The 13543-nt window shown below is 61.4% G+C and carries 10 protein-coding genes; 9 read left to right on the top strand and 1 reads right to left on the bottom strand.

Translation table 11 applies throughout. From position 1 onward, the window contains the following. The first annotated feature begins 132 nt into the window (after positions 1 to 132). Complete coding sequence (locus HMPREF9237_RS08725) at positions 133 to 3909, top strand: FtsK/SpoIIIE domain-containing protein (protein WP_016441834.1); 3777 nt, start codon at positions 133 to 135, stop codon at positions 3907 to 3909. Here HMPREF9237_RS08725 and HMPREF9237_RS00910 read toward each other — a convergent pair. Next, positions 3863 to 4882, bottom strand: a complete 1020-nt coding sequence (locus HMPREF9237_RS00910) for an Fpg/Nei family DNA glycosylase (RefSeq protein WP_016441833.1) — start codon at positions 4880 to 4882, stop codon at positions 3863 to 3865. The genes HMPREF9237_RS08725 and HMPREF9237_RS00910 overlap by 47 nt on opposite strands. A gap of 196 nt (positions 4883 to 5078) precedes the next feature. Here HMPREF9237_RS00910 and clpB point away from each other — a divergent pair, with 196 nt between their 5' ends. The 8 genes from clpB to HMPREF9237_RS00870 all read left to right on the top strand — a co-directional run bounded on the left by clpB (position 5079) and on the right by HMPREF9237_RS00870 (position 13530). Continuing rightward, complete coding sequence (clpB, locus tag HMPREF9237_RS00905) at positions 5079 to 7706, top strand: ATP-dependent chaperone ClpB (RefSeq protein ID WP_016441832.1); 2628 nt, start codon at positions 5079 to 5081, stop codon at positions 7704 to 7706. 282 nt (positions 7707 to 7988) lie between these two features. Beyond that, positions 7989 to 8306: a hypothetical protein gene (locus tag HMPREF9237_RS00900; protein WP_016441831.1), complete on the top strand. Its 318-nt coding sequence runs from the start codon at positions 7989 to 7991 to the stop codon at positions 8304 to 8306. Positions 8307 to 8384: 78 nt separating this feature from the next. Beyond that, positions 8385 to 9110 carry a hypothetical protein gene (locus tag HMPREF9237_RS09130; RefSeq protein ID WP_016441830.1) on the top strand — a complete coding sequence of 242 codons (726 nt, stop codon included), beginning with the start codon at positions 8385 to 8387 and terminating at the stop codon, positions 9108 to 9110. Positions 9111 to 9119: 9 nt separating this feature from the next. Next, positions 9120 to 9617: a hypothetical protein gene (locus HMPREF9237_RS09125; protein ID WP_016441829.1), complete on the top strand. Its 498-nt coding sequence runs from the start codon at positions 9120 to 9122 to the stop codon at positions 9615 to 9617. A 251-nt stretch (positions 9618 to 9868) separates the two neighbouring features. After that, on the top strand, positions 9869 to 10594 hold the full coding sequence (locus HMPREF9237_RS00885) for a hypothetical protein (RefSeq protein ID WP_016441828.1): 726 nt from the start codon (positions 9869 to 9871) through the stop codon (positions 10592 to 10594). Positions 10595 to 10652: 58 nt separating this feature from the next. After that, positions 10653 to 11798, top strand: a complete 1146-nt coding sequence (locus HMPREF9237_RS00880) for a peptidoglycan-binding domain-containing protein (protein WP_016441827.1) — start codon at positions 10653 to 10655, stop codon at positions 11796 to 11798. Further along, positions 11798 to 12445 carry an ABC transporter ATP-binding protein gene (locus HMPREF9237_RS00875; protein WP_016441826.1) on the top strand — a complete coding sequence of 216 codons (648 nt, stop codon included), beginning with the start codon at positions 11798 to 11800 and terminating at the stop codon, positions 12443 to 12445. Before HMPREF9237_RS00880 ends, HMPREF9237_RS00875 begins: the two co-directional genes overlap by 1 nt. After that, positions 12442 to 13530 (top strand): FtsX-like permease family protein, encoded by a 1089-nt coding sequence (locus HMPREF9237_RS00870; protein WP_016441825.1) that lies wholly within the window; start codon positions 12442 to 12444, stop codon positions 13528 to 13530. Before HMPREF9237_RS00875 ends, HMPREF9237_RS00870 begins: the two co-directional genes overlap by 4 nt. The last annotated feature ends 13 nt before the right edge of the window (positions 13531 to 13543 follow it).

The following is a 13543-nucleotide window of genomic DNA, read 5'->3' as shown; positions in this document are numbered from 1 at the left end:
TCCACAAGCCCAGCTGGCCCGTTGCGAGAGAAATGCGTCGTCGTACCGAAGCTGTGGATAGCACCTCGCCAAGAATCCATAGCCCCGCTAGGGTGTGCCGGAAGGAGAGCGCGCTCGCGAAAGGAGGAATCCATGGAGGCCCTGTGTATTCCCGCGCCACCCGCGTGTTATCACGGCAGCGGGCAGAAAATGAATGCCGTCATGTTCCTCCCCGCGCTGCTATCCGTGGTGATGCTCGTGATTCTCACGTCCACTACCCGGCGCTCTCCCCACCTGCTTCTCCTCATGGGAACGCTCGGGGTTCTCATGCTCGCGCTCGCGCTGCTCAACGTGGGCCTGGGGCTGCGGCGTAACGCCGGGGAACGCGAAGGCGCGCGGCGGGACTACCTTGCCGCCCTGGCCAGGTGCGAAGCCGAAGCCGAGCGCATACTGGAGGCTTGCGTTCGCGAGGAAACGCAACGCTATCCGGCCCCGCTCGTGCTCCCGCTGCGCCTGGGCCGCAGCAAGCCAGCGCCACCGGGACCGATCCGGGTGGGGCAGGCGCTGCTCGCGCCGCCGTATACCGTCAAGCTTGCGGAGGATCCACCCGGGGAGCGCGACGCCGCCGCCCGCCGGGCGCGGGACCGCTGTGCCACGGAGGTGCAGCGCCAGATCCCCGGCCCTGCCCTCCTCGACCTGCCCGCGTATTCCACCGTGACGGTGGAGGGGGATGCGGCCTGGGCCTGGGCGCGGGCCCTCCTCTGCCAGCTCGCGGCGAGCATTACGCCTGGTGATCTCGCTATTACCCCGGGCGATCATGTGCCCGCGGCCGAGGCGGCTTGGCTCAGTTGGCTGCCCCCGTACGCCGTCTCGGAGCCGGGGCTTGGAAAGGTCATATACCTTATTATTAAGGGTCATTTCGGGGAGCCTGATTGCCCAGGTTCCTCTTCCCACTTCACTTTGCATTTCCGGGAAAAATCAGAGCGCGAAAAATCGCATCCGGAAGAAGCTGGCCTGCCTGATCAACCCCGCGCGCTCGCACGCGATTGGCCGGTGCAGCGCGAGCCGGGCACGCTCCCCGAACCCGGCAGTCTCGTTGTGCTTGTGGATTATCCGGCCGGCGCCCAGCCAGCACATCTCAGCCTCGCCGATAGCACCGGGGTGCACCGGGGCATTCCCGATCTGCTCGACCTGGACGGAGCTGCCTACTGTGCCCGGGCGCTCTATCGGGCTCGTGGCACGGCAATGCGGGATTCCACTAGCGCGCAGGGTTTTGCGAAGCTGCTCGGATTGCCATCCCTCACGCCGCCTTCGCCAACTCACCGCACGGACTCCCCGCTGCGCGTGCCGCTCGGGCTCGATCCGCCGGGCGCCCCGGTGTGGCTCGATCTCAACGAGGCCGCGGCCGGTGGGATGGGCCCGCACGGTCTGCTCGTGGGCGCAACCGGCTCCGGGAAGTCGGAGTTGTTGCGTACGCTCCTCCTCGGGCTTTGCCTCACCCATTCACCCGAACAGCTCAATCTGGTCCTCATCGATTACAAGGGCGGGGCGAGTTTCCATCCTTTTGCCGAGCTGCCCCACACCGCGGCCCTGGTCACCAACCTGGAACGCGATAGCTCCCTGAGCGAGCGCATGGAGGAAACTCTGCGCGGGGAAATGAATCGCCGCCAACACCTGCTTGCTGAGCATGGCGAGCACTCCCACCTGGGAGAATACGAGGCGGCGCGTGCTCGCGGTGCCCACAGCGGCCCGCGTCTTGCGCCACTCCTTATTATTATTGACGAATTCGCCGAGCTCCTCAGCGACCACCCCGATCTCATCGACACCATCGTGGCTATTGGGCGCCTGGGCCGCTCGCTCGGCATCCACCTGCTGCTCGCCACCCAGCGCCTGGACGAAGGCCGGTTGCGCGGCCTGGATTCGCACCTGTCCTACCGGATCGCGCTGCGCACTTTTTCCGAGTACGAATCCCGCGCGGTGATCGGCACCCCGGATGCCGCACACCTCCCGCCCCAGCCCGGTTGCGGTTTCCTTGCCTGCGGCGGCGCGCCGCATCGCTTCACCGGGTTTTATGTTTCTGCGCCGCTCGCGGCCCGCCCGGCTCAGGTTCCCGCGGTACGACGACGCAGCTCCGGGCCGCCAGCCACTCCTCCCATTAATGCCGTTCCCGGGCTGGGCGCTGTTCAGAACGGACCATCCGCACTCGCCGCGGCACTCGAACCCCTGCGGGGGATCGGGCCGCGGGCCCACCCGATTTGGTTGGAGCCGCTGACTCGCCCGCGTCACCTCACCGAGCTCATCGCGGTGCGTACCTCAGCCCGGTTTGGGATATATGCGCCGAGCCAGCGCGCCGCCCCGCTCCGGCTCACGCTCGGCGAACGCGATCTTCCGCTGCTCCAACGCCGCGAAGCGCTCCATATTGATCTCGCGGATTCTCATCTTTTGGTGCTCGGTGCACCGGGAGCAGGATGTGATGAAGCGCTGCGGACCATTGCCGGGGCCATCGCGCTGGGATTTACCCCGGCCGAAGCGCACTACGCCCTGTGCGATGCTTCGGGGGCGGAACTTACCGCGCTTATTAATGTGCCGCATATATGTTTCCGGGTAGATCATTCCGAGCCGGAGCGAATGCGCGCCGGATTGGTCGAGCTGAGGAACGTACTTCGCGCTCGCGAAGCCGCGCGCAGCGGGGAGTCAGCCAGCTCCGATCATTTCGGAGAAATATTTATTTTCCTGCGCGGTTGGTCGGCGCTACGGGCACGCCCTGAGGTGGACGAGGCCTTAACCGAACTCATCGAGCGCGGCCCGGCCAGCCGAATCCACGTTATTACCACGGCAGCTCGCCCCACCGAGATCCCCGCGCACCTGCGCGATTTCTTCACTACCCGGCTGGAGCTGCGCCTGGCTGATCCCTATGACTCCCATGCCCCGCACCGGCGGGCCGCCACCGTGCCGGTGGGTTGCCCGGGCCGGGGGATAACTCCCGCCGGGGAACATTTTTTGCTCGCCACCACCCAGCCGCCCCCGGACTCACCCGGCCTCGGCAGGGGCGATCTCCTCGCCGAGATCCGCGCGGCTTGGTCCGGGCCGCCCGCACCCCAATTGTGGGAACTACCCGCCAACTTCACCTACCAGGAATTACTCGCGGGAGGTTCTCGCCACAAGCCTTCGCTACAGTCGCTGCAGCTGGGATTGAGCGCCCGGCATCGCGGGCCGGCCCTCCTCGATCTTGCCGCTACCGGGCACGCTCTTATTATTGGTGAGGCAGGTTCGGGAAAAACCGCGGTGCTGCGCCTCCTCGCCCGGCAATTCGCGCACGTATCCCCGCTCCCGCGGCTTTTCCTTATCGACCCGCATGGCCACTTGCGCACGTGCCTCCCGCCTGAACTCATCGCGGGAAGTTACCGCAGTGCCGCGCAGGCCCGGGCGGATATGGAAGCCCTCGCCCAGGTGCTCGCCGCTCGTCGCACCCAAGCGCACAGCACGGCGGACCGTGCCCATACTCCAGATACAACCGGCCGCACCGAGCCCGCCCCGCCGCTATCCCCGTCACCCGCGCCGATTATTGTCATGGTGGATGATGCGGAACTCCTCGATCCGCAAAGTTTTCCGCTCGCACCCCTCGCCGAGGTATTCGTGGATGCTGCGGAACTCGGGTGGCACCTTATCCTGGTCACCGCGGAACCGGCGCACCTCAGCCATCTCCCGCTGTGGCGGCGGCTCCTGGCCACCTCCCCGGCGGTCTTCCTGCTTTCCGGAGATTTTCGTTATCGCGGTGTGAGTTCCCGCCGTGATATTCCGGGCCGAGCCCAGCTCGTAATCGGCTCGGCAGTAGATACCGTACAGATTGCGTGGACCCCGCCTGCACCGAAAAACCCGCGGGCTAACGTTGGCAGCCCGGGCACCAGAAGAGGCGCCGCCCCGCCATGAGTTCCTCCCGGATAATTGCGCCGCAGCGCACGCACGGGCGGCCGGTGCGGTGATACACCGCGAAACGTGAGAGCTCCGGATCCCCTTCGGGAATCGGGTCGGGCTGGAATTCGGGCGGGATCGTCACAATAATCCCGGAATCCACATCGCGGCCCATGCACAGCACCAGGTCATCCCACAGCTCGCGATACCGGGATTCGGAAACTTTATTGGCCGGCCGCAGCGGGGAAATCCCGGTGCGCCACAAACAATCAGCCCGATAAATATTGCCCGGGCCCGCCACAACAGCCTGGTCCATCACCACCTGGCCGGCCGGGATTTTCCGGCGGCGCGCCCCGGCCACGAACCGCTGCCGGTCGCCCTCCTCATTGCGAATAGGATCGGGGCCGAGCCGCGCAATCACCCCCAGGACTTCCTCCCCGCTGAGAATCTCACAGCGGGCAGGGCCGGTGAGCTGGGCAACCGCCTCCGGCCCGGCGAGGCGCAAGCGAGTTGTCGGCGTCGTCGCCAATTCTCCCAGGACTTGAATATTGTCTTCCGGTAGACCATCGCGACCACCCGTCGGCACCTCTACCAGGCGCGTGGTGCCATCTTGCCCGCCGTCGATGGTTTTACGCATGCCCGAATCTTCGGTGGGGCTCACCCGAATCCCGGCACCGTGCAAACCGGCCACCCCCGGCCCCGCAAAAGCCCATTTTCCGTAAAGGCCCAAATGAATATGGAGCCAGGTGGCCTGCGGGTCGCCAAGCTCAACGGCAGGAATACCACCCGCCGCGGCGGCCTGTTCAGAAGCGGGAAGAAAAGGCCAGAAAAGGTGCTTGCCCCAGGCATGAGCCTGCCCGGCACGCAATCCGTCCAGCAGGGCCGCACCTTCAGCGAAACGCCCCTGCGGGGAACTGGCGGCCACGGCGTCCCCGCCAAAAAGCGCCGTGAGAATACGTCCGTGACGATGAATAGCGTGACCTTCCGGCACCGCTCCTCCTCCATTCGGTATGCAATTCATCCAGTATAGGCGGGCGGGTTTGGGTGCGTCGCTTGCAGGAGTAAGGAGAACAACGCAATTAGCACATCTTCTAACTTGAGTGGAATAGACTCAAGAAAGCTTGCGTTGCTATGAGTGGATCGGCGAAGTGGTGAACAGGTAGCCGCCGCCGATGTAAGGAGTTGTCATGGATAAACTAACAACGAAGTCGCAGGAAGCTTTGGCGCAGGCCATTCGCACGGCGACGGATGCGGGCAATCCCCAGGTGGAGCCGGTGCATCTCTTGAGCGCTTTGCTCGCCCAGGAAGGTGGGATTGCCCTTGCTCTGCTCGAAGCGGTGGGTGCTAATCGCGTGGAGATCGCGGAGCGGGTATCCGGGGCGCTGGCTTCGCTGCCGCGTTCGGCGGGGGATTCGGTGCAAAATCCCGGGGCATCGCGCCCGCTCTCGCGGGTGATTTCGGAGGCCGGCAAAGAAGCGACCAGCTTGGGGGATGCCTATATTTCTACTGAGCATCTCCTCATGGCGATTGCGGCTTCGCAGTCCCAGGCGGGGGAGATCCTCCGGAACGCCGGTGCCTCGCATGAGGCGCTGCGGGCTACCCTGCCGCGTGTGCGCACCTCGAAGGTGGATAGCGCGGATCCGGAAGGCACGTTCCAGGCGTTGGAGAAATACGGTCAGGATCTCACCGCGATGGCTCGGGAAGGGAAAATGGATCCGGTGATCGGCCGCGATAGCGAAATTCGCCGCGTGATCCAGGTCCTTTCTCGGCGTACCAAGAATAATCCGGTGCTTATCGGGGAACCGGGCGTTGGGAAAACCGCTGTTGTGGAGGGTTTGGCGCAGCGCATGGTCAATGGCGATGTGCCGGAATCTTTGCGCGGCAAGCGGCTTATTCAGCTGGATGTTGCCTCCATGGTTGCCGGTGCGAAATACCGTGGTGAATTCGAGGAACGCTTCAAGGCTGTCCTAAATGAGATTCGGGAGGCAGCGGGTGAAATCGTTACCTTCATTGATGAGATCCACACTATCGTGGGGGCCGGTGGAGGTTCCGAAGGTGCTATGGATGCCGGAAATATGCTCAAACCGATGCTCGCGCGCGGGGAATTGCGACTCATTGGTGCTACCACCCTGGATGAGTACCGCGAAAATATTGAGAAGGATCCGGCTTTGGAGCGCCGCTTCCAGCAGATTTTCGTGGGCGAGCCCTCGGTGGAAGATACCATCACAATTTTGCGTGGTATCGCCCCGAAATACGAGGCACACCATAAAGTAACAATTACGGACGGTGCTCTTGTTGCCGCGGCGCAGCTTTCGAATCGCTATATTACCGGCCGTCAGCTTCCCGATAAGGCCATTGATCTTATTGACGAAGCAGCTTCCCGCCTGCGCATGGAATTGGATTCCTCCCCGGAGGAAATCGACGTTTTGCAACGCCAGGTGGATCGCCTCACCATGGAGGAGTCCTATCTTTCTGAAACTCAGGACGACGACGCAGCTACCGCCGACCGCCTAGAAACCATCCGCGGGGAATTGGCGGATCGCAAAGAAGAATTAGCTGCCCTGACCGCTCGGTGGGAAAATGAGAAGGCCGGGCGCAACCGGGTGGGTGATTTGCGGGTCAAGCTTGATGAGCTGCGCACCGAGTTTGAGTTAGCGGTCCGCGAGGGCCGGTATGAGGATGCCGGGCGGCTCCAAAATGGCGATATTCCGGATGTGGAACGCCAGATCGCGGCGGCGGAAGCTGCCGAAGCGGATGGCCAGGCTCGCGATCATGAACCGATGATTGCCGAACGGGTGGATTCTGAGGAAGTCGCCGAAGTGGTGGCGGCCTGGACAGGCGTGCCGGTGGGTAAACTCATGCAGGGCGAAACGGAGAAACTCCTCCATATGGAGGAGGAGATCGGGCATCGCCTTATTGGCCAGCAGGATGCGGTGCGGGCGGTTTCCGATGCGGTGCGCCGTTCCCGTGCCGGGGTGCAGGATCCGAACCGGCCCGATGGTTCCTTCCTCTTCCTCGGGCCTACAGGTGTGGGGAAAACGGAATTGGCGAAGTCGCTGGCGGACTTTATGTTCGACGACGAGCGCGCCATGGTGCGTATCGATATGTCGGAGTACGCCGAAAAGCACTCGGTTTCGCGGCTGGTCGGGGCACCTCCGGGATACGTGGGTTATGAGGAAGGTGGTCAGCTCACCGAAGCGGTGCGGCGGCGGCCTTACTCGGTGATTCTGCTTGATGAAGTGGAAAAGGCCCACCCGGATGTGTTCGATATTCTGCTCCAGGTTTTGGACGACGGGCGCCTCGCGGACGGCCAGGGCCGTACCGTGGACTTCCGCAATACCCTCCTCATCTTGACCTCGAATTTGGGTTCGCAGGCTTTGGCTGATCCCACCATGGATGCGGCGACCCAATATGACACGGTCATGGCTGCGGTTCGGGCGCACTTCAAGCCGGAGTTCCTCAACCGCTTGGATGACGTGATTGTTTTCCATCCGCTGAGCATGGAGGAAATCGGCAAGATTGTGGATCTGCAAATCACGCAGTTGGAGCAGCGGCTGGGTGAGCGGCGTATGCACCTGGATGTGAGCCCGGCGGCGCGCGATTACCTGACGATGGACGGATACGATCCAGCCTACGGGGCCCGCCCGCTACGCCGGCTCATCCAGCGGGAGATCGGTGACCAGCTAGCTCGCATGATCCTCGCCGGTGACGCTCATGACGGGGATACCATCCGGGTGGATACCCAGGAAAATGCCACGGCCAGTGGTGGGACTTTGGGCCGTAGCTATGCCCTGCGGCTCAGCACTGAATCCTAATAACTAAATGGCCCTATCTATGTCCGGGGTGCGCCGATGCGGCACACCCCGGACGTTCTGTTTACGTGAAGTGTGGTAGCGGCAACGCCATTGAGTGAGATATTGCGACAGATGCGCCGTTTTCTGCGATGCCGGTGCACGCGATGTGGTTGCCGAAATTAAGTGGCGCCAAGGTATTGACAGATGGTTAAGATGTCCTTTAGCGTAGCCTTAACGGCGCTTATCCGAGCGTCGTCAGGGGTCATAAGTCCCAACCGTTCAACGGCGAACAGGAGGCAGATCATGAAGACTATCCGAAAAGTAGGTGCCGCATTCGCGGCAACAATGCTATCAATCGTGGCGTTTATGCCATCAGCCAGTGCTATCCAGGTGGGTGGCTACAAGAAGTGCAACTTTAATCAAGCCCATGTTGGTGTGTATGCAAAGCAGCAAACCGCGGAATACATGGTGGTAAAAGTCCGAAGCGACGTGCTTTACAATGCGGCGGGTCGGTTTGAAGTGAGCGTTGTTTCTAATCACTTCAATGGTAATTGGAGTGCTGCGGCACCGGAGCTTCTTCGTGCGCCTACCCATGCTACCTGCACTCCAATAGACTGGTAAACCATATCTCATACGCGTGCGGTGGCGGGGAAGCGCTGTCTTCCTCGCCACCACGTGTATCACGAAATGTGGTGGCTTATGAAGTGTAAAAAGTTGGCCGTTTTGTTCGTCGCTCTTATGGTGGCGGGGGGCTGTGGAACTAGTAGTTCCGGTTCCGGAAGCGTGGGAGAATCTGGAAATCAGGCGGCTGCGGCTTCAGCATCCGAATGGGATCCAAATAGTTGGAAGGCGAAGATAAAGATTTCGCCGCGTTACAAGACGGAAGAGGAGAAACTCGCTTTCCGTGCCCAATGGTTGAAACGTGATGCGGAGTTTTTGGAATTGGAGACTCCGCCGGATGTTCCGCTTGTGGAATGGCAAGAATCTCTGGAATTGATGGATCATAAGAATGCTGAGTGCTTCAGGGAAAGAGGTTTTAGCGCTCATGCGATACCGCAGGGTGGAGTTATTTTTAACCCAGCTATTCCAGAGTCTCAATATGAGGCGTACAAAGTTGCTGCGTACGAGTGCCAAGCGATGTATTTTCCTAATCCGGAATTTCTTACTGACTGGTCGGAAGATCAATTGCGAGTGATATGGGATTACTGGGACGAATACTATATTCCCTGCTTGGCGGCACACGGGTTTACCGTTGATACGTCTAAGCGGCCTGCCCGGGAAACGTTTGTGGCAACATTTCACACCGATGCTGCAAACCGATGGTTCCCCAGCAATGATGGAGCTCTCCTGACTCAGATTCCTCCTGAGGTATGGAAAACTTGTCCGAAAACTCCTCCAGCTTCCCAATTTTATGGATTGGAATGAGGCGCGGTTGTGAAACACAAGATCGGATCTGCTCTCGGACTCGTACTTACAGTACTGACTGGCTGCGCTGCTGGCGGTTCTGATTCCGGAACTGCTGGCAATGCTGACAGTGAATTGGCAGCGTCCGCTGCATCCGAATGGAATCCGAATTCTTGGAAGTCTGATATAGAGATTTCTCCTAAGTTTACAAGTGAGGAAGATAAGCTAGCTTTCCGGAAACGCTGGCTGGAGCGTAATGCCGAGACGATCGGAGTTATGAACCCACCTGATATTGCTTTAGTTGAGTGGATGGATTCTCCGCGCGCGGACAATGAAAAGAATGCGGAGTGTTTGCGGAGTAGAGGGTTTTCCGCTGAGGTTCCCCCGCAGGGGGGAATTCTGTTTGATCCTCCGATCCCTGAATCGCAGCAGGAGGCTTTAGGTATGGCAGCCTATGAATGTAAATCGATGTACTTCCTTAACCCAGAGTTTCTTGCGAATTTGACAGAGTATCAGTTGCGGATGTAGTGGGATTACTGGGATGAATACTATATCCCCTGCCTGGCGGCGCATGGCTTTACCGTTGATACTTCCGAGCGTCCGGGGCGGGAAGCTTACGCGACGACGTTTTACTCTGATGCTGAGCATCGCTGGTGGCCGGATAATAAGGGTGAGCTTTCTTTCCGAATCACGCCGGAAGTTATGAAGGTGTGTCCGGAAACGCCGCCGATGACAGAGTTTTATGGGATTGACTGATCTGCTGGCGATAGGGGTGTTGCATGAAGCATAGAGTTCTACCTGTTTTTAGCTCGCTACTCATAGTGGTGGGCGGTTGCGCCGCGGATGGTTCCGATTCTGGAAGTGCCGGCGTAACCAGTCACGGCACCGCTGTAGCTCCAGCATCCGAATGGGATCCGATTAGTTGGAAAGCGAAGATCAAAATCTCGCCCCGCTACACCACCGAGGAGGAGAAGTTTGCCTTCCGAGAGCGATGGTTGAAACGTGATGCAGAGTTCTTGGGAATTGACGATCCTCCCGATGTTCCCTTGGTTGAATGGCAAGAGTCATCGGAACAGTCGGATATCAAAATGGCTGAGTGTTTGACCGGCAAGGGTTTTGGATTCCACGTCAATCCCAAAGGTGGGATCGCTTCCAATGGGAGTATTCCAGAATCGCAAGAGCAGGCATATAAGTTAGCTAGTTACGAATGCAATGCGATGTATTTCCTCAATCCGGAATTTCTTACTGACTGGTCGGAAGATCAATTGCGGGTGGTCTGGGACTACTGGGATGAATACTATATTCCGTGCCTCGCCGCGCATGGTTATAAGGTTGATATCTCCAAACGTCCCGCTCGGGAAACCTATGTTGCTAAGTTCCATACCGATCCGGAGCATCGCTGGTGGCCGGATAACGGCGGTTCTCTCGGATTCCGAATCCCGGTAGAGGTATGGAAAGTCTGCCCGGAGACTCCTCCCGCCACAGAATTCTATGGCATAAAATAACCCCATGATATTTACCATTCACGTGTAAGCGCGTGGCTACCACGAAAGGCGTGCCGCCATGAATAAGAAAATTACTCAGATCCTCGTAGGCGTGATAGCGCTCCTCCTCGTGGCGGCACTGGCATTCTGGGCGGGCCGCACCACCCTGAAACCCCCGGAGCGGATCACCCAAACGGGAGCGGAGACAATGACCGTCACCGTAACTGAGCAAAATATTGGTCGCACCCTCACACTCTCCACCACGGTAGAACGCGCGGCACAACCAGTTGCCGTGAACCAGCTCAACGGCACCATCACCTCCGTTGCCGCAGACGGAGAATTCCACGCCGGCGACACCCTCTACACCGTTGGAAACACCGAGGTAATCGCGGCAGAAGGTTCCACCCCCTTCTGGCGGCCCCTCGCCGAAGGAACCGAAGGTGAGGACGTCTCCCAATACCAGCGGCTCCTTGCCACCCTCGGTTATTCGCGAACCGTGGCAGATGGGAAATTTGGCCCCGCCACCACCGCGGCAACGAAAGCGTGGCAAAAAGCGCGCGGGCAGGAACAGAGCGGCGTCGTCGGCCTGGGAGAACTTGTGGCAGTGCCGCAACTACCAGCTGCGCTCACCCTGGACCGCAGTATTGCCTGGCCCGGTGCGGCCCTGAACGGAAGTGAAAATATTATTAACTCGGTGTCTGGAACACCCAGTTTTTATATGGAAATCACGCGCGAACAGCAGGCCATGATTCAGCCGGGAATGGGTATTCGCGTCAAGCTGGGTGAACAGCCCCTCATCGGTATTACCGGTGAGCCGGAGGAAACAGAAGGGGGCCAGGTCAAGGTCCCTGTTACCGCGGAAGACGGCGGGCTGCTGTGCGGCACTCGGTGCGGGGAATTGCCGGCCAGCCAAAAAGCCTATCTCCTTACCGATATTGAGATCGTGCCCGCGGTGACCGGGCCTACCGTGCCGGTCTCTGCGCTTTCTACGATGCCGGATGGGACCGTGAGCGTGAGGGTCGTGGGGGAGGCGGCGCCGCGCACCGTCACGGTTCAGACCGTGGCCGGCGGTCTGGCGGTAGTCGAGGGCGTGCGGGCCGGGGAAAGCGTGTATGCGCTGGCCGACGCGAAGAAGGCCGGCGCGCCCGGTGGGTCCGGCGCTGATACCGACCCCAGCGCAGATGCAGAAACCGAAGCCACCCCGAGTCCGGAAAGCACGAAGTAATGGACGCGCCCGGTATCGCCACCCGTGAGCTGCGCTTCCGCTACCGGAAAGGCGCCGAAGAACTCTTCGACGGCCTCACCCACGTTTTCGCCCCCGCCGCCATTACCGCGGTTACCGGGGCCTCGGGGCGCGGCAAATCCACCCTGCTCTACCTCCTCGGGCTCACCCTCACGCCCAGCTCCGGGCAGGTCCTTATCGACGGCGCCGCCGCCAGCGAGCTCACCGACCGGGAACGCTCGCGCCTGCGCGCCCGCCGCATCGGCTTCGTTTTCCAAGATTCCGAACTTGACCCCACCCGCCCCGTGCTCGATTCCGTGATGGAACCCGGGCTTTACGCGGGCCATTCGCTGGCAGCCACCCGCACCCGCGCCCGCGAACTCCTGGCCGGCCTGGGCCTGGAGCACCGCGCCGACCACCGGCCCGGGCAAATATCCGGCGGGCAGGCCCAGCGCGTGGCGGTCTGCCGCGCCCTCGTCAATTCCCCCACCTTTATCCTGGCCGACGAACCAACCGGAAACCTCGACCCGGATAATGCCAACCTTGTGCTCGGCGCCCTGCGCGAAGCCGCGGAATCCGGATGCAGTGTCATTATTGCCACCCACGATCCCACGGTGGTCAACGCAGCAGATGAGGTGGTGCGGCTATGAAATTCTCTGTTCTGCTACGCGAAGGCGCGAAAAATGCGCGCGGGGCCCTGGTCACCACCATCCTGGTGGCACTGGTGCTCGGGGTGATGTGCGCGGCATCGCTGGTGACGGTGGGCCGCCAGGCCGCCACCGAAGCCGAGCTGCACCGCCAGCTCACCGGCCCGCAAGCCCGCCAGCTCACCCTTGTCGATCAGAATAATGCCGGGCTGCTCCCCGAAGCATTCTTGGAAACCCTGCACGGCACCTCCGGGGTGGCCGGGGCGGTGGGATACCGAAGCACGGTAGACGTGGTCAATGGGCCGCTCGGCCCGGCCTCCCAACTGTTTGCCCTGGTGGAAACCGGCGGAGACATCTCCAAAATAATTACATTAACTGCTGGGCGTTATCCCGGTCCGGGGGAAGCGATCGTGCCCGAGGCCATGCTGCCGCAGCTGCGCCTGGCCTTCCCCAGCGGCTACGTGGAATCGCGCGGCGGGCGGCAATGGGCCGTGGTCGGCTCCTTCACACCCGGCGGCGGATTTGAGGACCTCGATAATTACCTTCTGGCCGGGGGCGGCTCGGGCGCCTACGTGCGGGTGACCGCGCTGGCCAACGACGTCGAAAATATTGGCGCGGTTACCGATGTTGCACTCGCGGCCATCGGTGATTTCGACCCCACCAAACTCATTATCCGCAGTTCCGTCAGCCAAGCGAAACAGGGCGTGGCCGTGACCGGGCAGGTCGCGGGCATGGGCCGCGCCCTCCTCATCCTCATTCTCGGGGTGGGGGCGCTCTTCATCGCCGCGGTGGTGCTGGCCGATGTGCTGATCCGCCGCCGCGACCTGGGCCGGCGCCGCACCCTCGGCATCACCCGCGGCGGGCTGGTGGCCCTGGTGATCGCGCGTATCGCCTACCCGGCTGTGGGCGGCACCGCGCTGGGAATAGCCGCGGCCTGGGCTTATTGCCGGCTGAGTGGCAATCCGGTCGCCCTCGATTTTTCGGTGGCGGTGGGGGTGCTCGCGGTGCTCGTGGCGCTGCTCGCCTGCATTCCCCCGGCGATTTTCGCTGCCTACCGTGACCCGGTGGAGGTCATGCGCACGCCGTAGCCGCGCGCATTAC

This window comes from Actinotignum schaalii FB123-CNA-2, from assembly GCF_000411135.1.
GTDB lineage: Bacteria > Actinomycetota > Actinomycetes > Actinomycetales > Actinomycetaceae > Actinotignum > Actinotignum schaalii_A.
Note: the sequence above shows the minus strand (reverse complement) of the source record. Positions and strands in the feature narration are given on the sequence as shown.